Annotated in this window: 16 protein-coding genes; 10 read left to right on the top strand and 6 right to left on the bottom strand. The window is 49.1% G+C overall.

The window, feature by feature from the left end; genetic code table 11:
- The first annotated feature begins 3 nt into the window (after positions 1–3).
- A complete protein-coding gene (menD, locus tag ABD852_RS02665) occupies positions 4–1,731 on the top strand; it encodes a 2-succinyl-5-enolpyruvyl-6-hydroxy-3-cyclohexene-1-carboxylic-acid synthase (RefSeq protein WP_345026464.1) in 1,728 nt (575 codons plus the stop codon).
- On the opposite strand, the gene ABD852_RS02660 is transcribed toward menD, so the two are convergent.
- Positions 1,732–2,760: a tetratricopeptide repeat protein gene (locus ABD852_RS02660; RefSeq protein ID WP_345026463.1), complete on the bottom strand. Its 1,029-nt coding sequence runs from the start codon at positions 2,758–2,760 to the stop codon at positions 1,732–1,734.
- A gap of 110 nt (positions 2,761–2,870) precedes the next feature.
- On the opposite strand from ABD852_RS02660, the gene ABD852_RS02655 reads away from it, so the two are divergent.
- The 7 genes from ABD852_RS02655 (at position 2,871) to trmB (ending at position 12,217) form a co-directional block, all read left to right on the top strand.
- Positions 2,871–3,125, top strand: coding sequence for a hypothetical protein (locus ABD852_RS02655; protein ID WP_345026462.1), 255 nt, complete (start codon positions 2,871–2,873; stop codon positions 3,123–3,125).
- Positions 3,126–3,294: 169 nt separating this feature from the next.
- Positions 3,295–6,309, top strand: a complete 3,015-nt coding sequence (locus ABD852_RS02650; RefSeq protein WP_345026461.1) for a tetratricopeptide repeat protein — start codon at positions 3,295–3,297, stop codon at positions 6,307–6,309.
- Positions 6,310–6,350: 41 nt separating this feature from the next.
- The gene (locus tag ABD852_RS02645; protein WP_345026460.1) at positions 6,351–8,012 is read left to right on the top strand and encodes a TonB-dependent receptor; all 1,662 of its coding nucleotides are present in this window, start codon (positions 6,351–6,353) and stop codon (positions 8,010–8,012) included.
- Between the two features lie 35 nt (positions 8,013–8,047).
- Positions 8,048–9,076 (top strand): HU domain-containing protein, encoded by a 1,029-nt coding sequence (locus ABD852_RS02640; protein ID WP_345026459.1) that lies wholly within the window; start codon positions 8,048–8,050, stop codon positions 9,074–9,076.
- A 148-nt stretch (positions 9,077–9,224) separates the two neighbouring features.
- Positions 9,225–10,157 (top strand): hypothetical protein, encoded by a 933-nt coding sequence (locus tag ABD852_RS02635; protein WP_345026458.1) that lies wholly within the window; start codon positions 9,225–9,227, stop codon positions 10,155–10,157.
- A gap of 11 nt (positions 10,158–10,168) precedes the next feature.
- Positions 10,169–11,473: a bifunctional folylpolyglutamate synthase/dihydrofolate synthase gene (locus tag ABD852_RS02630; protein WP_345026457.1), complete on the top strand. Its 1,305-nt coding sequence runs from the start codon at positions 10,169–10,171 to the stop codon at positions 11,471–11,473.
- A gap of 69 nt (positions 11,474–11,542) precedes the next feature.
- Positions 11,543–12,217 (top strand): tRNA (guanosine(46)-N7)-methyltransferase TrmB, encoded by a 675-nt coding sequence (gene trmB / locus ABD852_RS02625; RefSeq protein WP_345026456.1) that lies wholly within the window; start codon positions 11,543–11,545, stop codon positions 12,215–12,217.
- A gap of 64 nt (positions 12,218–12,281) precedes the next feature.
- On the opposite strand, the gene gap is transcribed toward trmB, so the two are convergent.
- Entirely contained in the window at positions 12,282–13,295 is a 1,014-nt protein-coding gene (gap, locus tag ABD852_RS02620) for a type I glyceraldehyde-3-phosphate dehydrogenase (protein ID WP_345026455.1), read from the bottom strand.
- A gap of 421 nt (positions 13,296–13,716) precedes the next feature.
- Here gap and ABD852_RS02615 point away from each other — a divergent pair, with 421 nt between their 5' ends.
- Positions 13,717–14,535: a 2,3,4,5-tetrahydropyridine-2,6-dicarboxylate N-succinyltransferase gene (locus ABD852_RS02615; RefSeq protein ID WP_345026454.1), complete on the top strand. Its 819-nt coding sequence runs from the start codon at positions 13,717–13,719 to the stop codon at positions 14,533–14,535.
- A 211-nt stretch (positions 14,536–14,746) separates the two neighbouring features.
- Positions 14,747–15,184, top strand: a complete 438-nt coding sequence (locus tag ABD852_RS02610; RefSeq protein WP_345026453.1) for a helix-turn-helix transcriptional regulator — start codon at positions 14,747–14,749, stop codon at positions 15,182–15,184.
- A gap of 90 nt (positions 15,185–15,274) precedes the next feature.
- Here ABD852_RS02610 and ABD852_RS02605 read toward each other — a convergent pair whose 3' ends face one another.
- The 4 genes from ABD852_RS02605 to ABD852_RS02590 all read right to left on the bottom strand — a co-directional run bounded on the left by ABD852_RS02605 (position 15,275) and on the right by ABD852_RS02590 (position 21,025).
- Entirely contained in the window at positions 15,275–15,433 is a 159-nt protein-coding gene (locus ABD852_RS02605) for a hypothetical protein (protein WP_345026452.1), read from the bottom strand.
- A 148-nt stretch (positions 15,434–15,581) separates the two neighbouring features.
- On the bottom strand, positions 15,582–16,802 hold the full coding sequence (locus tag ABD852_RS02600) for an MFS transporter (RefSeq protein ID WP_345026451.1): 1,221 nt from the start codon (positions 16,800–16,802) through the stop codon (positions 15,582–15,584).
- Positions 16,803–16,920: 118 nt separating this feature from the next.
- On the bottom strand, positions 16,921–19,287 hold the full coding sequence (locus ABD852_RS02595) for an ABC transporter permease (protein WP_345026450.1): 2,367 nt from the start codon (positions 19,285–19,287) through the stop codon (positions 16,921–16,923).
- A 274-nt stretch (positions 19,288–19,561) separates the two neighbouring features.
- On the bottom strand, positions 19,562–21,025 hold the full coding sequence (locus tag ABD852_RS02590; RefSeq protein WP_345026448.1) for a tetratricopeptide repeat protein: 1,464 nt from the start codon (positions 21,023–21,025) through the stop codon (positions 19,562–19,564).
- Positions 21,026–21,041 lie beyond the last annotated feature (16 nt).

Raw genomic sequence — 21,041 nt, 5'->3', positions numbered from 1 at the left:
ATTATGGCCGTCGTACAACAGGTCGTCGATTTGGTAGATATACTTGCGAGGCATGGCCTGACACATGCCGTAGTGTGCCCCGGCTCCCGGAGCGCCGCAATTACCTTGTCTTTTGCCAGAACCAATTCCATCAAAACCGTCGTCTCCATTGATGAACGCACCGCCGGATTTATTGCTTTGGGACTCGCCCTCGAATTGCGGAAACCAGTGGCCCTGGTATGTACTTCCGGTACGGCTGCCTACAATTTCGCGCCGGCGGTGGCAGAAGCATTTTTCCAGCAGATCCCGCTACTGGTGATTACTGCCGACCGTCCTCCTGAATGGGTACATCAGCAAGACGGCCAGACCATCTACCAGGGCGGTATGTTCGGCGGGCACGTCAAAAAATCGTTTACGTTCCCTGTTGATACCGTCCATTCTGACAGTTCCTGGTTTGCCAACAGGATTTCCAACGATGCTTTCCTGACAGCTGCGGCAATTCCTGCAGGACCGGTGCACATCAATGTCCCGGTTCGCGAACCGTTTTACCCTGAGGAGGGTGAACGCCTGGTGCCGGGCCGCAACCGGCTGATTGAATCACTGGCGCCGTTACCGGCCCTTTCTGTACAAAACTGGCACCGGCTCCAGGACGAATGGGATGAAGCGGAAAAAATCCTTATCGCCGGCGGACAGGGACAATTTTCAGCAGACCTGGTCAGAACGCTGGCACAAATTACGGAAGAATGGGAGGTCCCCGTGCTGGGCGACGTGACGGCAAACCTCGGAAACCATCCTGATTTTATCAGTATGCAGGACGTTTTTCTTGATGAATCGGCGGAAGATAGCCTTGTCCCGGACCTCCTGGTCACGTTCGGCCAGTCTTTCCTGTCTAAAAAATTCAAGGCGTTTCTACGCAGGCACCCGTCCGTTCAGCATTGGCACATCGGCATAGAGACCCACCTGGTAGATGCTTTCCAGTCGCTCACCCTGCGCATCCCGCTTTCTCCCGACATCTTCTTCTCCAAAATGCTGGAAGATATCGATTACAAACGTTTCGTGGAGAAAGATGAAATGCACGACGATTCCTACAAACAAAAATGGCTGACAAAGGAACGTCTCGCCGCAAGAGTAGTAAATGAGCAGATTAATGGAAATCTAACATTGTTAAATGATTTAACAGTAGTTCAAAAAGTACTTTCTGAGCTTCCTGAGGACGTTACTCTCCATTTTGGGAACAGCATGCCGGTTCGGTATGCCAACCTGCTCCGGCGACTGGGTCTGGTGCAGGCGGTGTGGGCCAACCGCGGGACCAGCGGCATCGATGGCTGCGTAAGTACAGCCATAGGGGCTGCGATGGCCACCGGGAAGCCGGTCTGCCTGGTGGTAGGTGACGTTACGTTCCTTTACGACAGGAACGGCTTTCTCATAGATGATTTTCCTGCGAACCTGAAAGTCGTGGTGCTTAACAATGGCGGGGGAAATATCTTCCGGCTTATTGACGGTCCCAGGCGGCAACCGGAATTGACCCGGTTTTTCGAAACCGGTCACCGGCATACCGCGGAGTCAACGGCGAAGGATGCCGGCCTTCCTTATTTTGCAGTTACCGATGTCGGCGAGCTTTCCGGCAGCCTTTCCAATTTCATTAAAACAGAAGGTCCGGCTATACTGGAAGTATTTACGGTTCCGGAAGAAAATGCCCGTCTCGCCCGCGAACGCGCCGAAAGGTTCAGCCAGGCCCGGCAACACCCCTGATTACCGGCAATTGCGCACCGATTCCGAAATAGCGAGAGAATCGTTCAGCACCTTACCCAATGCCCATAACTGGCATGCCCTGGCGGAGTTGTTGAGCAGGAAATGGCATTTCCCTGCGAGGCCGTACAATCCCGGAACATTTTGCTCGAGGCTTACGGCCTTGTCCAGAAACCGGGCCGCATTTTCATAGTCTTTCCCTGAAAAGTAGTACAGGCCCATATTTTTCAGTGCGTAGGCGTTGTCGGGTTTAAATTCCAGCGACCTGGAAAGGGCCTTCAATGCTTCGTCCCGTTTACCGAGCAGCAGCAACGCTTCGCCCTTATTATTGAGTGCATAGCCGTCGTCCGGGGTCCTGATCAGCACTTTTTCGAAATATCCAAGGGCCTCGCCGGGGTTACCCTCTTTCAGCAAAACCAGCCCACGGTTATTAAGCGCTTCTTTTTGCGCCGGATTAAGCGCCAGTGCCCTGGCAAAATCGTCGCCCGCCTCTTTGGTTTTGCCGTCTTCAAAAAACATGGCGCCCCGGTTGACAAGCGCCTCGACGTTCTCAGGATCAAGTAAAATGGCCTTGTCAAAATCGGCATAGGCTGCACCTTTTTGATTCTTATCTACCATCAGGTTGCCTCTGACCAGGTAAAAACGGGTGGAATCTTTATATACGTTGGTCAGCAACGAAAGGTCATCTTCGGCCTGGGCGGTCCGGCCCAGCACCAATGCGGCCTCCGCTCTCGCCATCCTGGCTTCATGGAAACCATCCTCCAGTTCAAGCGCCCTGGAAAGCGCGGCATAGGCTTCCTCTGATTTCCCCAGCTGGCTAAGTGCCAGCCCTTTATTCAGGTATGCGTCTGTCAGCTTTGGATATTTTTTGATCGCCTCGTCGTAAAACCGGATGGCTTCCGCAAACCGCTTGTCCTTGAATTGTATGTTGCCTTTAAGAAAAAAGACGCCGGCTTCCGACTTATCCTGGCTCGTACACGCCATCATCAGGCACAACAGGGAAGAGAGGACGGCAAAAATGATTATTTTCATGGCAGCAAGGTATGAGGTGTAAGTCATGAGCCCTCATACCTGACTGCTCACGCCTATTTCAATACTATTTATTAACTTTACGAATCCGCAAAACTATTTCAGACCCCTTTATGAGATATCTACGCGATATTCCGAATACCGCTTACAAAATTAGCCTTTATCAATGGAACGGAAAATACATTCTTAAATTTGAGGCGGGAGGGATGTATGAACAGATCTATAAACTGGATGAAACTGAGGTCGTTACTGATACCGAGATCGATGCGATCGTGGATGAAATACTGCTGGCACAGATCAGCGAAAGGTTTCAATTAATGCACCGGGATTTTACTGATTCGCTCCGCCGAAACAACGTGATCTTTTAGATTACCCACCCGAAACCCCTCTCAAATGATTATTTCCGGCCATTTTTCCCCGCCTTATACGCTTTTTGTACTACTTTCGTTTTCAATTGGTACGAGGAATTTGGCCGGTGAAAAGCCACTTTGGTAAATTTCCTTCGTATAACCGTGTAATACACTTTATTGTCGATATATGTCATTTAAACGAAGTCTTTTAATTGCCGGATGCCTCGTTACCTTGCATGGTACTTCGGTGGACGCTCAAAATACACTCGGTTATTCGGAGCCTGAAACAAGATTCAGACGGGGGCTTGAGTTTTTTGAAAAATCGAATTTCCTCGCCGCCCGCCAGGAATTTGACGAGTACCTGAAAGAGAACAGTCGTTTACTCAGTACCAGTGATTACAATTCGGTAACCGCCCAATACTATATAGCGGTAACGGGCCTGTACCTGAACTATCCGGAGGCCGAAATGCAGGTGGACCGTTTCGTCAGAAATCATGCCGAGCACCCCAAAGCACAGCAGATCTATTCGGATCTGGGAAAGCATTTTTATGACAATAAGGATTATGACAAAGCTATAGGCTACCTGGAGAAGGCGGTAAAATACGCAGGGTCAACTGCCAAAAAGGACGAAAGCACCTACCAGCTGGCCATGTCCTATTACAATACCAAACAGGAAGAAAAGGCGCTTGCGCTTTTCAACTCCCTCAAGGGCAATACCGGCTTTGCCAACTCGGCGGACGCGGCCTATTATGCCGGGGTTATCCAATACAAGAACAAGAACTACCAGGCTGCGTACAATGATTTCACCAGGATTGAAAACCATCCCTATTACAAGGACCAGGTTCCAAACTGGATCGTTACCTCCCTTTACCACCTGAATCGTTACGATGAGCTGGTAACCTACGGCGAGAAAATTCTCAAGCAGGGCGGGCAGAAAATGGATGAAGTGGCTTTATACGTCGCCGAAGTATATTACCTGAAAGGCGACTATAAAGGTGCGGTACCAGCCTACGAGCGTTACCAGAAGATGATTGGCAAGAAGGCGCTCAACCCGCTGGCGGCGCTTCACTACGGACACGCCCAATTCAGGAACGAAAACTTTAAAGGAGCGATCGACCAGCTTAAAAATGTTGCTACGGGAAAAGATTCTACCGCGCAATATGCATCATACCTGCTGGGAATCAGTTATTTGCAGGAAGGAAATCCGAATTTTGCCCTGACCTCATTCCAGAATGCGGCCCGTATGGATTTCAATCCTCAGGTAAAGGAAGAGGCGAGTTTCAACGGTGCAAAGGTCCTGATTGACGTGGGAAACCACAACGAAGCCCTGAAAGAATTGCAGAACTTCGCGTCGCGTTACCCGGGCAGCAAATATGCCGAAGAAGTAGACCAGCTGATTGCAGATACCTATGCAAAAGCCAACAACAATACGGCTGCCATTGCGTATATCGAGAAGTTGAAAAAACGCACCCCGGAGATAAACGCCACCTACCAGCGCCTTACCTATAACCAGGGGGTAACGGATTTCAATAAGCAGGCATACCCGGCAGCCATCCTGATGATGGATAAGTCGTTGAAAACGCCGATGGATGAGAACCTCAACATGGCTGCGCAGTACCTGAAAGCGGAATCTTACACGGCCATGGGCCAACTGGACAAGGCTACTCCGATTTATTCGCAGATGTCCCGCGACCCCAAAACCGGTATTTACGGACAGAAAAGCCTGTACGCGCTGGGTTATATACACTACAACCGCAAAGAATACAGGCAGGCACTGAATTATTTCAAAGATTTCGTGGCAAGGCCGGCGGGAATTGAAACGCAGATGCTGGAGGACGCCACCACGCGACTTGCCGACTGTTACCTGGCGGAAAAAAATTATGCAGAAGCGATGAAAACCTACGAAAGCGTTTCTGCTTCGGGTAAGGTAGACAACGATTATGCGCTCTTCCAAAAGGGAAGAACCATGGTTTATATGAACCGTGGAGACCAGGGAAAAGTACAGTTTGAGCAGCTGGTAAAACAGTATCCCAAGTCCAGCTATGTAGACGACGCGTTGTTCCAGATCGCGGACATTGATTTCCAGAAAGAAGATTACTCGCCGGCCATCAAGGGTTTTACAAGACTGATCAACGAGCAGCCCAAAAGCTACATGATCCCTGCCGCGTTGTTACGCCGTGCGCAATCCTACTATAACATCCAGGTTTACGAGCACGCGATTACCGATTTTAAGAGAATCCTGAGCGAATTTCCGTCTTCACCTTCAGCCAACAGCGCTTTGGAGGGGATCCAGGAGGCTTACACTGCTGTGGGCCGGCCGGAAGAATTCAACCAGGTACTCGGCATCGTCCGGAAGAACAACCCGGGCAACAACAAGCTGGAAGACGTTGAATTCGAAAATGCGCGCAACCTTTTCTATGCCCAGAAGTACCAGGCAGCGATTGATGCGCTCAACCAGTTTCAGCAGTCCTATGCCGGCAGCAAACACCTTTACGACTCCCGGTATTTCCTCGCTGCGTCCTATGACAAACTTAATGATATCGGAAAGGCCCTGCAACTGTACGGTGCAGTTATCCAGGACAACCGTTCAAGCTACGTAGCTGCTGCAGCGCAGCGTTCAGCGGAACTTGAAATTGACAGGGGCAATTTCTCCAACGCGGTTTCCAGTTACCGGGTGTTGCTCAGAAATGCGGAGAACAAGAAAGAACAGGGTATCGCGTGGGTAGGTTTAATGGATACTTATTACGCCATGAAGCGTTATGACAGCTCCATGGTGTACGTAAAAGAGGTGATTAACCTTGGCAATGTGGTGCCCGACGGTGTTGGCAAGGCCCGTTTGCTGGAGGGTAAAATAGCGTACGATCAAGGCAATATGCCCCAGGCGGCCGAGATCATGAAAAAAGTTTCCGGCGACTTCAAAGACGAAGTGGGAGCCGAAGCCAAATACTGGGTGGCAATGGCGGAATTTCGCCAGAAAAAATACAAGGAGACCGAAGCAACCGTTTTTGAATTGAGCAAAAACTTTGATGGTTATGACAAATGGCGGGTGAAATCGTTCCTCCTGCTTGCAGATGTATATGTCGCAACCAATGAGCCGGGCCAGGCAAAAGCCACGCTTCAGTCAATTATTGAAAATTCGGATGACCAGGAGGCGGTCGTCGAGGCTAAAGAAAAACTGGCTAAAATTGACGCAAACCGTTAGTACCTATGAAGTCATTCCGCAACCGATATACAGCAGGGCATATGAAACCCATTAAACGATATTTACTCTCGACGGTCATGGTTTGTACAGCGGCTGCCACCTATGCGCAGCGCGGCGAGATTGAAAGCCAGACTTACGAAATTCTCAAGGAAAAAAGCATTGAATTTCCAAAAGCGGACCGTCTGCTGGATAAAGTTCAGCCGGCCGCCGCAAAGACAGAACAATCCAAGGTAAACTACCGTTTCAACGACGTCAAAATGGCGCCCGGCAGTCCGACCATCGTACCTTCCGTGGCCGTTTCGTCGGATGAAAAAGAACGCAAGGAGCTGCCCGAACCGTTGAACAATTACATCAAGCTGGGGGCCGGCAATTTCAGCCGGTTTCTCGGGGAGGCTTTCATCAGCTCCCGTACCAGCGAAGATATGGTGGCAACCGGTGAAATCAAGCACCTTTCGGCCGGCACCGGGCCCGTTGACGGCAAAAATTCGGCTAACAGTAATTCGCTTTTCAGAGTCGGAGCGAAATACCTGGGCGCTTCATTCAAACTGGACGGCGGCATTGAGTACGAGCGCAAGAATTACTACTTCTATGGTTACCAGAAACAACCGGAGGGGGTTTCGGTAGACCGTGATTCCATCCGGCAAACGCTCAACAGGTTCGGCGTGAAGCTGGGGCTTGAGAATACCGAGCCCAACAGCCTGATTGACTACAAGGTTGTGACCATGCTGAACACCATCAAAGACCGCTACAGCTCTTCGGAAGTAGACTGGGGGACCAACCTGCAAACGTCACTGCCCGTAACCGAAAAAATTTATGCCATATTCGATGCCGACGCCTATGTTTCGCAGCGGGTTGACCTGGACAAAACCTATAACCGGAATATGTTCAGGGTTAAGCCTTCGTTCAAGTATGCGGATGAACTGTTCTCGCTGACGGTAGGGTTGAATGTGGTAAACGAAACCGACAACGGGCTGGATGTAAACCGCACCCGGGCGTTCCCGGTCGTGGATCTGGATGTGGCGCCCTTCCAGGGGCTGCATATCAAGGCCGGCTACAACGGGGACATCGTAAGAAATACGCTCAGGTCCTTTCTATCCGAAAACCAATGGCTCGGCCCCAACCTCCTGGTGGCCAACACCATCAAAAACTCTGACATCTATGCGGGTATCAAAGGAGAGGGCAACGGCCTGAACTATGAGGCGAAGGTGGCATTTACGGGGTATAAAAACTTTTACTTCTTTAACAACAGCCTTAGCGATACCAGCAAGTTTTCGGCGATTTACGATTCCGGTAAAACCAACGTGCTGACCATTTCGGGGGAAGCCGGCTACCAGGTAAACGACCTTTTCAACACCTCGGTAAAGGCCAGCTTTAATGACTATAGCGTAACCAATATAGAAGAGCCATGGCACCGTCCGAAATTCAACTTCAGCTGGTTCAACGCGCTTACCATCAGCAAAAAATTGTTCATCACAAGTGAGTTGTATACACTGAGCGGTATGAAAGGGGTCAACTTCCGGACAGGGGAGGTCAGGAAACTAAAAGCGATAGCAGACCTCAACCTTAAAATCGACTACCTGCTCACGCGTAACTTTTCTGCTTTTGTGAACATCAACAACATCTTCGGAAAAGAATACGAAAGATATATGAACTACCGCCAGCAGGGCCTGAATTTTGTTGGAGGTTTATCATTTTCTTTCTAACTTTCCCCATTCGTTGGATTAACTCCCGATAGATTATGGTAGAAGTAGAAAAATATATCAAACGGCTCCTTTACGATCACGACTGTGTGATTATCCCTGAGTTCGGCGGGGTAATCACGCACTATTTACCTGCCCGTTTTGATGCCGCATCCGGCAGGTACCTGCCTTCAGAGAGGAAAGTTGCCTTCAACGAGGTACTCAAAATTGACGACGGCCTTCTGGCAAAATTCATTTCGGAAAACGAAGGACTTAGCTATCCGGACGCCCAGCTTCATATTTCCGATTTTGTTCAGACTGCCCAGACGCTGATACGGAAAAACAAAATAATTACCCTGGCCGGTATCGGTACGTTTCGTTTGAGCGAGGAAGGCCGGATTTTGTTTCAACCCGACTTAAACCGTAATTTCCATGCTGATTTCTACGGACTGCAACCTGTGGGGGCGGCTGTTCTTAACGGTGGTTCGTTGCCGGTACTGCGGGAAGAGGCAGAAACGGATCAGCTAATTGTCCGGGACCTTTACCCGAAGAAAAAAGCAGGAAAGATCGCGTGGGGAAATTGGATCAGCGCAGCGAGCATTGCTTGCATTTTGGTTTACGTCAGCGCAGTGCTTTCCCAACAACCCGGTGCAACCAGTTCGCTTAGCCCGATAGAAACGATCCGGACTTTATTCAGCCCGGAGAAAAATACAAGCAAAGCCACCGAGATCGCGTCAATGCCTGAAGCCGCGCCTAAAGTTGTCCGGCCGATCGAGGAAGAACGCCCGGTAGAGGAACCGGCAGAGGAACCGGAAACTGTTCCCGCACCGGAGGTAGCAAAAGCGGTCACTGCCGGCAAATTCCATGTGATTGCCTCGGTATATGAATCGAAAAGCTCCCTGGACAAATACGGGGCCCAGATGGCCGGCACCCTGTCGTCAGAAGGATTCCAGAAGGTGCAAACCCTGACCGTCCGTGACAAGTACATGCTGAGCGCCGGGTCATACTCTACCTGGAATGAAGCGCAACGGGCACTTCCCCGCCTCGGTAAAATCGCAAAAGGGGCCTGGATTTACAGGCAGAGATAAAAAAGCAATTGTGGATAAGTTTATCCTTATTGTGGATAACTTATTTCCATTGTGGATAACTAACCGATCCGCGATTAAACCCAAGCGTAAAAACCCGGTCAAAGGCTTGTGAACAAGAACGAAAGAGATTTAAGAAGAATTGAATAATATGGCCATTGTAACAGCCGACGACCGCAAGCGGATCACAAAATCCTGGGGGTTTTCCTTCGGGATTATGGCCGTATTGCTACTTACCACGGCATTTATTAAGCTGACCCGTACCATGCCCCCGCTGGAGCCTATGGAGCTCTTCGTGGAAGTCAACTACGGGGTGGACCCGATCGGATCGGGCAATATACAGACCTTCAACAAAGCCAATGACTCGAAGGTAACCGAGAATATGCGGCCTGAACCGGAGAAAGCGGAAGTAAAGAAATCTGTTCCCAAACCGGTTCCTCCAACCCCTAAAGTAACCGAAGTAAAAAAAGCGCCCACCACCAAGGTGGTGGAAAAACCGGTAATCACTTCTAAAGTGGAAAGCCCGGTTGTGGAAAAGCCTGTGGAGCAGACCAAGAAAGCCCAGACCACTTCCAGTCAGCCCGCCGCTACTGCGCAGCCGACCAAAGCCCCGGAAAAGGCTATTAACAAGGACGCTCTTTTTTCCAAGTCAAAGGGAGGCGGCGCCAGCGGTTCTAACGGCACCAACGGCACGGCCAGTGGTGTTGGGGGCAACAACAATGGCGATGACGCGAGCGGAGTGGGAGATAAGGGGGCGAAAGAAGGAAGCCTGTATGCCAAGAGCTATAAAGGCAGTGGCGGAGGTGGCGGTACTGATGTCGGTTTCAACCTGAAAGGCTGGAAATGGAAACAACGCCCGCAGGTAAACGATAATTCCGACGCTACCGGTGACATTATTTTCAAGATCGTGGTGGATAAAAGCGGGCGTGTTAAAAATGTGATCACCCAAAGCACTACTATTACCGACTATGCTGTCGTTAACCAGTACAGGAATGCGGTAAGGGCGCTGACGTTTATTTCCGAATCTTCCAATGTGCCGGATGAATCCACCGGTACCATTACCTTCCGTATCCGCTCGAAGTAGTACCGTTCCCTATGAATTTTGAAGAGGCAATGGCCTACCTTTACAGTAGGCTGCCTGTTTTTCACAATATCGGGCACCGTGCTTACAAGCCGGGCCTGGAAACTACACGGGCTTTTTGCAAAAGATTAGGCGACCCGCACCTCGCTTATCCCACCATTCACGTGGCAGGAACCAATGGAAAGGGAAGCGTCTCCAATATGCTGGCGGCAATCCTGCAGCAGGCAGGCTACAGGACAGGCCTCTATACGTCTCCACACCTGAAGGATTTCAATGAACGTATCCGTGTAAACGGCATTCCGGTCCCCGGCGATTTTGTGGCGTCGTTTGTAGAAACCCACCAGGCTTACCTGGAAGAAATCAACCCTTCATTTTTCGAGGCAACGGTCGCGATGGCCTTTGACTTCTTCCGACAGGAGCAGGTAGACATTGCAGTCATTGAGGTAGGATTGGGCGGGCGACTGGATTCAACCAATGTTATTGAGCCGGTTGTTTCGGTGATCACGAATATCGGTCTCGACCATACACGGCAACTGGGGGAAACGCTCACGTTGATCGCGGGGGAGAAGGGCGGGATTATCAAGCCCGGTGTACCGGTGGTGGTAAGCGAGAGACAGGATGACGAAATACCGGGCGTACTCGAATCTATCGCTGGAGAGCGGGGAGCCCCCCTGTTTTACGGCGCAGACTACGGAAGGGTGGTGGCCGGGACCTTCTCAGAGGGGTTACTTCATCTCGATATTGAAAGAAATAACAATGATAAATATACTAACACTGTTAGTGTATCATTGGATTTATCCGGCAACTATCAGAAAAAGAACGTATTAGGCGTGTTAAGTGTGGTCGATCGCTTGAAAGAAAGCGGCTGGCAGATTCCTGATACCGCTGTGGGCGAAGCACTGGCCACTGTGACCAGGCTTACAGGATTTAAAGGGCGATGGACCCGGTTGATGGAGCGGCCGTTCGTAGTAGCGGATACTGCTCACAATTTGCCGGGGCTGCGGGGAACGCTTGAGCAGTTTATGACCGTGCCTTCGGCCCAACGGCATTTCGTGCTCGGCTTCGTCAGTGACAAAGACATCAGTGCTATGCTTGGTCTGCTACCGCGGGATGCAAAATACTACTTCTGCGCGCCCTCCAATACCCGCGCTATGCCGTCATTGGAGCTGCTGGCGAAGGCGGAAAGCGTAGGCCTGATCGGGACAGCCTTCAGCGATGTAAACGAGGCCCTGGAGCATGCACTCGCGGTTGCAGCCCCGGAGGACAGCATTTACATAGGCGGCAGCACCTTCGTAGTAGCCGACCTGCACCTGCTATAGAAAATCAAAAGTTAAACAACATAACCGGTCACCCGGGAAAATCCATCCCCGGATGGCGGCAACCCAAACATGACGCGTAAAAAAATGGCGCGCTTTTCGCATAATGCGGAGGCGTTTAATGTAATCGAAAGAGGAAAAGAACTCTACACGACGGTGAAGGGAAACTGGAGCACCGCGTACTTTGAAAATCCCAACCCGATTGTACTGGAGCTGGCTTGCGGAAAGGGTGAGTATACGGTAGGCTTGGGCCGGACATTCCCCGAGCGGAATTACATCGGAATAGATATCAAAGGGGACCGGATTGCGAGGGGGAGCCGGCAGGCCATTGAAAGCGACTTGCGAAACGTTGCCTTTCTCAGGACATCCATACAGTACCTGGAGGAATTTTTCGTCGCCGGGGAGGTAGATGAAATCTGGCTGGTGCACCCGGACCCTCAGCCACGGGACAAGGATGAAAAGAAAAGACTGACTAATGCCCATTTCCTGGGATTGTATGCGAAGACCATAAAAGAAGGCGGCATTTTTCACTTGAAGACGGACAACCCCTTCCTGTATGAATATAGCCTTGAAACCATCTCGAAGGCGCCTGGTTATACTATTCTTGCCCATACCGACGACCTGTACGAATCTGAACTGATGGCTGACCATCATAATGTCACCACGCATTACGAAAAGCTTTTCAGGGAAAAGGGTTTCAGTATCCGCTATATCAGGGCAATGGTAGGGCAGAAGGCCGGCCTGTAGATACCGGAGCACAAAAAAAATCCCCGGCAGCCAACTGTCGGGGATTTTTTTGATTCGGAACTAATTACTTCTTGATCAGGGAAGCAAAATAAGCCAGGGTGCGAACGAGTTGAGATACGTACGACATTTCGTTGTCATACCAGCTCACCACGCGAACCAGCTGTGTATCGCCTACGGTGAGTACCCTCGTCTGCGTAGCGTCGAAGAGCGAGCCGTAGTGCATCCCGATCACGTCGCTGCTGACGATTTCGTCTTCCGTATAACCGAAGCTTTCATCGGATACATTTTTGGCGGCAGCGTTTATTTCTTCAACGGAGGTCTTTTTCCCAAGAATAACGGTTACTTCAGTCGATGAACCGGTGATGGTAGGCACACGCTGAGCGCTGCCATCCAGTTTGCCTTTCAGGTTCGGCAGAACAAGCCCGATGGCTTTCGCCGCCCCGGTGCTGTTGGGAACAATGTTCTGTGCTGCAGCACGGGCTCTTCTCAAATCGTTTTTCGCGTGCGGAGCATCCTGCGTATTCTGGTCGTTGGTATAGGCATGGATGGTAGTCATCATACCGTTCAGGATACCGAATTGCTCATCTAGGAATTTAGCAACAGGAGCCAGGCAGTTGGTGGTGCAGGACGCCGCGCTGATGACGGTTTCCGATCCGTCCAGGATGTCATGGTTGACGTTGTAAACGACAGTTTTCAGGTCACCGGTAGCAGGAGCGGAGATCACTACTTTTTTGGCGCCGGCTGCGATGTGCGCCTCAGCCTTGGTTTTGTCGGCGAAAAAGCCGGTACATTCAAGCACTACGTCCACGTCGTGGTTCCCCCAGGGAATCTGGGCCGGATCTCTCTGGGCGTAGATTTTAATTTCTTCCCCGTTTACAATAATAGAACTATCGGTATGCTCAACTTTCTGGCCGAACCTTCCCTGAGCAGTATCATATTTCAATAAGTGAGCGAGAACAGAAGGACTTGTAAGATCATTGATGGCCACTACGTCGATACCTTCTTTGTTGTAAATCTGACGAAAAACCAATCGGCCAATTCTTCCAAAGCCATTGATTGCTACTTTAATCTGTGCCATGCTGTTAGAGATAATGTTTCATTATGATTTGCTGCAAAATTAGTGAAATACAGAGGAGAATAAAAGTGATAACCAGGATTTACAAAGCCCTGAAGTCTTTTTTATTTTTTTGCCGGGCTTGACGGAGATACAAGCACCTGAATGGTTTAGTAAATCGCTAATTTATCATTTACTACAATTACTAATATATGCGACTTGTATCACAATCCTGATTTCAGGCAATATTTTAAAGTGGGTCAATCTTCTTGGAAAGGCGGCCGGTGTGTGTAATTTTGTAAGAAGGTAAGAGGAGGGGAATGTGCTCTATTTGGGCTATATCATAGGATTCCTACCGTAGCGGATACGTAAAACTTTATATTTATTGAATTTGTAAGTTATTAAAAATAAGTTTCTTAGAATATTTTAATTAAACTAAAATTTTATGAGTGAAATTGCACAACAGATAGAACACGTTTGGGAGAACAGAGAGTTATTAAAAGAAGAGAATACCCAAAAAATCATCCGTGATATTATTGAAGAGGTAGATAAGGGCAGGTTGCGTGTTGCTCAGCCGGGCGATAGCGGAGAGTGGATCGTGAACGAATGGGTAAAAAAGGCCATCATCATGTATTTTCCTATTCGTCAAATGCATGTTAGTAAAGTTGGTATTTTTGAGTACCATGACAAGATGTTGCTAAAGACCGACTATGAAGCTTTAGGAGTTCGGGTGGTGCCGCCGGCAACAGCCCGCTATGGTGCTTATATTGCGAAGGGGGTCATCCTGATGCCTTCCTATGTAAATATCGGCGCCTACGTAGATTCAGGTACTATGGTTGATACCTGGGCTACCGTGGGTAGCTGTGCCCAGATCGGGAAAGATGTACACCTGAGTGGCGGCGTAGGAATTGGCGGTGTTCTGGAACCGGTACAAGCCTCGCCGGTCATTATTGAGGATGGCGCTTTTATAGGTTCCCGTTGCATTGTAGTAGAAGGTGCGCGCGTAGGAAAAAGGGCTGTGTTGGGCGCAGGGGTTACGATAACCGGAAGCTCCAAAATTATTGATGTAACCGGGCCTGAGCCTGTAGAATACAAAGGATATGTGCCAGAGAATGCAGTGGTTATTCCGGGATCGATTGCGAAGGAGTTCCCGGCTGGTACTTACCAGGTCCCTTGCGCGCTGATAATAGGTAAACGGAAACCCAGTACGGACCTCAAAACGTCACTGAACGATGCGTTGCGTGAGAACAATGTGAGCGTTTGATAGCTGGTCGGGGAGGGCTTTTTAAGAGCTATCTACAATAAGAGAAAGTGCCTTGTTTTTCCACAAACAAGGCACTTTTTTGTTTGTAACAAATGTAAATATTGTGAATTTCACAAAAGTAAATCAACAAAACATTTGTGAATGTGGGTAGTAACAATTGTGTATATTTGTGGAATACAGTTATCCACAAGCTCATAAACTATCATTTAGAATGGAACTTCTTGATAAAGTCCGGCTAATCATAGGAAACAAATGTGAATCGCCTTCACAATTCGCAGATGAGATCGGCATACCCAGATCAGCCGTATCGCACCTGCTGAATGGCCGGAACAAGCCCAGTCTTGACGTCGTAGGTAAGATTATCCGCAGGTATCCTGATTTGGGCGCAGATTGGATTTGGGACGACGAAAAAATGCCTCATCTGAACGCAGGTATAACTGACAGACAATCAAGCGCTACAAGTCCAAAAATAACCCGGGAAACGGTGCCGGGTAAGCCTTTAGATTTGTTTTCCCAGGCAAATGCTGTCCCGGAGCCCATGCAAGAAAACGTCAGGACGATTAGATCCGACAGCACTACGAGAAAAGTGGAGCGTGTGTTGTTGTTTTATTCAGACGGAACGTTCGAAGAGTTTGGCATTGGTTCTTAGCGACCCCAGGTTTCAGGAATCTATTTGTTTCATAATTTATATTATGTTAAGTAATAACATTGAGATATTTGTGCATTCCGTACAACCAACTTACAGAATAATGGAATGCATGGCTTCTATTGAATGGGTATCCAAAGATAAGCCTTCGACAGGCTCAGGCGCCGTCCGGATGGCGCCTGCCGGATGGCGGGTGAGCCCGTCGAACCCCTTTAACACAATCTGCAGGAACAAATCAGTCAATTCGTGCATTTGTGGCAGCACCAGGAGATTTCTCCGCTCCGTTTCACTCCGGTCGAAATGACGGCAGCGTCATCCTGACCGCAGCGGAAGGATCTCCCGCACTATGAAAGCCGCGAATTCACGAACAAATCAGTCAATTCGTGCATTCGTGGCGGCATCAGGAGATTTCTCCGCTCCGTTTCACTCCGGTCGAAATGACATAGCTAATCCCGATCAGCAGCATCAGCGCAGCTGTGCATCCAAAGGAAACCGAAAGACCGGCTTTTTCGGCTATGAAGCCAAGTGCTGCCGGACCGGCAAGCTGCCCGGCATAGCCTATCGTCGTTACAGCCGCAATTGCAGCGGTGGCCGGCACGCCCTTAACCCTTCCGCTTTCGCTAAAAAAAATCGGAACAATATTGGCCGCCCCCAATCCTACCAGGACAAACCCGAACAAGATTAAAGGTAGCCACGAAGCCATTACGGCAACCAGAAACCCGGTAGCCGTCACGAAACTTCCTGTAGCAACGATTACTCGTCCCGGAATTTTACTCACCACTTTATCGCCGACCAGTCGCATAAATGCCATAGCGACAGAAAAAGCCGCATAGCCAAGGCCCAGGAGATTTTCTTCCACCACCTTTACGTCACGGAGAAAGATACCGCTCCAGTCGAGCACCGCTCCTTCCGCCAGGAAGACAATAAAGCACATTACACCTAAAAACAGTACCCTCGGATGAAGCCAGGCAACTCCCCCACCCGGCTTTTTACCGTCCTCCCTCCCACCAGCGGTTTCCCGTTCGATCCCGGCTTTTAAAAGGTGGGAAGAAACACCAAAGACAAGAAAAATCAATAATACCGATACGATCACTAACGCATAGAAAGGAATAATATTAAAATAATCCAATAGTAGAATCACCATTGGACCCGCAAGTCCGCCTATGCTAAACCAACCATGTAAAGATGACATGACTGGTTTTTTGCCAATATCCTGGATCTGCAAACCCTGTGCATTGACGCCCACATCGATCGCGCCGATGCCGGATCCGAACAAAAAAAGTACAACGGCAGTGAGGGCGGGTGTATTGGTGGCCAGCAGGGACGGGAGGGTAATACCCAGTAAAATGGTAGCCAGTAAGATCACCATTTTGCTTCCTATCCTGGAAATTAACCAGCCGGTTGCCGGCATGGTCACAATGGCCCCGGCCCCCAGGAAAAGCAGCAGCCCCCCTATTCCACTGTCGTCCAGCGCGAGCCTCTCTTTTACAACGGGTACCATCGGCGCCCAGCTTGAAAGCGCAATGCCGCAGGCCAAAAAGACACAGCGGGCTGCAAGGATAGTTTTTTGTAGGGATGTTGAATTCAAGGGAAACCGTATTTGAACGGAGCATTGAGCCACGTACCTTAAAAATACGCAATCCCGGGAATGTAATTATGTTCAAGGCGTGTATTGCCCGAAAATGTTTGAGGCCAGCATGCCGTGCCGGATAGGTTTAACCTTTGTAGCTGCAAAGCATCTACTCACTTCGTAAACTCTTGACCGGGCTCATCAGCGCTGCCTTAATGCTCTGAAAACTTACCGTAACCAATGCAATTGCGGTTGCCAGCATTCCGGTCAGAGCGATAATCCACCATTCGAAGGGGGTTTGGTAGGCAAATCCCTGCAACCAATTGTTCATGGAATACCATGCAATCGGCGAGGCAATGACTATGGCCATTAGTATCGGTTTTAAAAAATCCCAGGAGAGCAAGCCCACGACACCGGCGACTGTCAAACCGAGCACTTTTCGCACACCGATTTCCTTGGTGCGTTGCTCAGCCATGAAGGCGGACAGTCCATATAAACCCAGGCAGGAAATGAAAATGGCCAGGCCGGCAAACAGATAGAAAATATTTCCCATCTGCTGTTCACTTCGGTAGAGATTATCCAGGTCCTTATCCAGGAAACCGAATCTGAAGGGAAAAGCGGGGTTGAGTTGTTGGTTGATCGCTTCTAATGCTTTGATAGTTTCTTCGTTATTTCCGGGAGCAGTACGGACAATTACCACACCGCCCCAGGTGTTGGGGCGCAGGATCAGCGGCTCCATTGCATATTGAAGGGATTTGAAATGAAAATCTTTAATTACGCCGATAATTGTCCCCTTCTTACCTCCGAGGGACATACTTTTTCCCACGGCATTCCGAAGGTTCATCCCCATGACCTCCATAGCTTTTTCATTGATCATATAGCTGGAACTGTCGCCCGGAAATGCCTTATCAAAACTGCGCCCCGCCAGCACCTGGGTTTTAAAAACACTTACAAAATTCTCATCCACGTCCAATGACGGGAAAACGACCTGGTTTCGGGAGATTTGTCCATCCCAAACCACATCGACGGTTCCTGATTCAACGGCAGAAGGCCGATCGGAAATGACCGTAAAGTTTTCTGTAAGCTGATTTTGACCCAATACCGATTTTAAGGCATGCTGTTTTCCCCAAAGATCTCCGTTCATCGGCATGTAAAGCAGATTCGATTGATCAAAACCGAGGTTTTGATTTTTCATAAAATTCAATTGTTTGTAGACCACGGCAGTGCCGACAAGCAGCAGGATGGCGACCACAAATTGTATCACCACCAGTGCATTCCGAAAAAGCAGGTTTCCGCCGGCCACCCTTAGTTTGCCCTTCAAGACTTTTACAGGTGCGAAACCCGACAGGAACAACGCGGGGTAGCTGCCGGAAAAAAGGCCGGTCAGTACCGCAATGCCCAACAGGCTCAGCAATAGGTTACCATCCATTGAATGAATGGTAAGGTTTTTCTCCGTCAACATTTTGAAAACGGGAAGCAGCAGGAAGACGATCCCGATTGAGATCATCAGAGAAAAGAAGGAGAAGAGAAGCGATTCACCTAAAAATTGCAAAACAAGCTGATAACGATTCGCGCCCACCACTTTACGCAGCCCTACCTCCCTGGCCCTGCGTTCGGAACGTGCAGTAGCGAGGTTCATAAAATTGATGCAGGCCACAACTAAAATGAATATTGCTACAACAAAGAAAATATTGACATACTGGATGTTGCCGTGGCCGGGAACATCCAGCTGAAAATGGGAGTGCAGGTGAATGTCCGTCAGGGGCTGCAGCTCGAAGTCAATTTTGATCGTCTGACCGTGCCTTTTAAAAATCGAAAAAATCTGCCTGATCAGTTGCTGCCGGGCCGGAACCGACGCTGAGGTTTTTTCGTCAAGCTCGAGATAAGTGTAGAAATTGAAGTTGCCCCATAAGTTTTTTTGCAGGTCCACGTTCGTCCGGGCCAGCGTTTGCATCGGGATCAGGCAATCGAACTGCAAATGCGAGTTGGGAGGCGTATTGGCAAGGATACCCTCTACGATAAAGTTTTCTTTATTGTCAATGCGAATGGTCTTGCCGATGGCATTACCGGTACCGAAATACTTTACCGCCATTTCTTCCGTGATCAGAATCGCTCCGGGATCTTTCAGAACTGTAGCTTTGTTTCCGCTCAAAAGCGGAAAGGAAAAAAGATCCAGGAAATTAGAATCTGCATACAGGACGCGCTTTTCTTCCAATTTCTTCTCCCCCACTTCAAAAAGCATCGGCGTCCATTTACTGATCCGTACCCCGTTTTTGATCTGCGGCAATTCTGATTTCAGCCCGGGCGCCATGCCCGCAGCGCTGACCGCAGCCCTGAAATCTCCGGCACTGCAAGTCAGGCGAAAAATTTGATCGGCGCGGGGGTGGAAGCGGTCATAACTGAGTTCATTCTGTACCCATAACAGGATCAAAATGCTGCAAGCCATACCGATAGACAAACCGGCAATATTTAAAATGGAGTAAGCCTTCGAGCGAATAATATTCCTCCAGGCAATTTTGAAATAATTTTTCAGCATGTCAGGGCTAAGAGAAAATCATTAAAAAATGATTGGTTACATTATCTGGTATAATAGGTATGCCAGGTTTGATAAAGCGCTGAAACCCGTTTTGATCTGCATTCCGGAAAGATTGATTGTTCGTAAACGAACGGATGTTGTCCGATATTGAACACTGCAGATACCGGGACGAGGCAATTGATTCCGGAGAGTATCGGTACTGTCTGGCTCCTTTACGGAAATAAAAAAGGCCGCCCACAAGGGGCGGCCCATTTTCAAAACGCTATACGGGTTACTATTCCGCGCAAGGAATATTTTTAGACTCCACTTGCTGAATAATATTGTTGATATTATCCAACGTGGTCTTCGCATCAGAATCCGGGTTCACTGCGGCAGCCCTTTCGAAATAGGGTCTTGACTTTTTAAAACGGCCACATACTTTCCCTTCCACCTCTTTTCCTTTCTGCTGGTATTCCTGCATGTTCATGTTGTCCACCTCACGCTTCAGTTCAACGCCTTCGTTGTAGTAGATAGCGCCAAGTCCAAACAATGCATCGTAATTTTTCTCGTCCACTGCAATCGCCTTCTCATAGGTTTTGAGGGCATTGTTTTTTGCTTCCGCCTGCTTCGCTTTCAGATCGTTGATCTGTCCTTCGATTTCGGATTTGTTGACTGCTTTTTCCTTTTCTTCGGCGGCTTTCAAATCACCCTCAATCTTAGCGATAGCGGTTTCGGTTTCTTTTTTGGAATTATTTACTTCCTGCAGCTGGCGTTTCAATTCAGCATTCTTGGGTTGGGCTTTAACCCGCGCAGCCAAACGCTTGATTTCACCGTCGTACACCTCAATTTTGGATTTTTCTGTCTGCAGTTCTTCGGCCAATTTTCCTTTTTGTCCACCGGAAGCCGCCAGTTTCTCCTCGAGCTCACGAAGGTTTTTAGTATGATTGGAATATGTGTTGTCATAAAGAATGCCGAGGTTGGTAAGATTGACCACATTATTCGGGTCTTTTTCTACCAAACCGGTCAGTTCTTTAATGGCCGCTTCTTCGCGTCCGGCGGCGAGCAATATGTTGACCTTTTCAGACATCAGGTCTTTGTGATTGGCATTGGCTTTCAGCCCCATGTCCAGCGCTTGCAAAGCGTTGTCGTAGTCCTTTTTTTCGCGGTAAAGCTGCGCATAACCGTAAAACGCGCTCGGATCTTTTCCACCGTTTTTGGCATAGCCGGCGTAGTTTTGAATGGCAACATCGTGGTTATTCAGCTGTTGCGCAGAAATGGCGGCATAGAGTGCTCCGGTAGTATCGCTTTTGAAAATACCGTGAGCGGCGCTGAAGTTGTCGAGTGCTCCCTGCAGGTTCTTACCTTGAAAAGCTTTCACACCCTGGTTGATAAAGGCGTCATAAAGCGGCGATTGCTTTTCTCCATCGACAATTGCCTGGGCTTCCTTGGCCAGTTTACCCGGTTCTCCTTTTTTGGTTTTGTCAAGCTCTGCCACCTTTTTGTAGGCTTCCAGTGCTTTGCTGGCTGCATCGGCGTCGATTACCTGCGTGGTGTCCCGTACAAGGGCGATATTCTCATACAGTTTAGCCCTGTCCATCCAGGTCGAAGCTTTTTCGGCAGCTTTGGGATCCTGGATCTTGGCATCGGATTTTTCCTTATCCTTTTTGTATTGGGAGATCATAGCACCTTCCAGGGCATCCTGGGAAAATGCTGGGATCACCAATAAGGCTAATATGAAAGAAACAAATACTCTTTTCATAAGTCAATGTAAAATG

The sequence above is a fragment of the Ravibacter arvi genome (assembly GCF_039540405.1).
Taxonomy (GTDB): domain Bacteria; phylum Bacteroidota; class Bacteroidia; order Cytophagales; family Spirosomataceae; genus Ravibacter; species Ravibacter arvi.
Note: the sequence above shows the minus strand (reverse complement) of the source record. Positions and strands in the feature narration are given on the sequence as shown.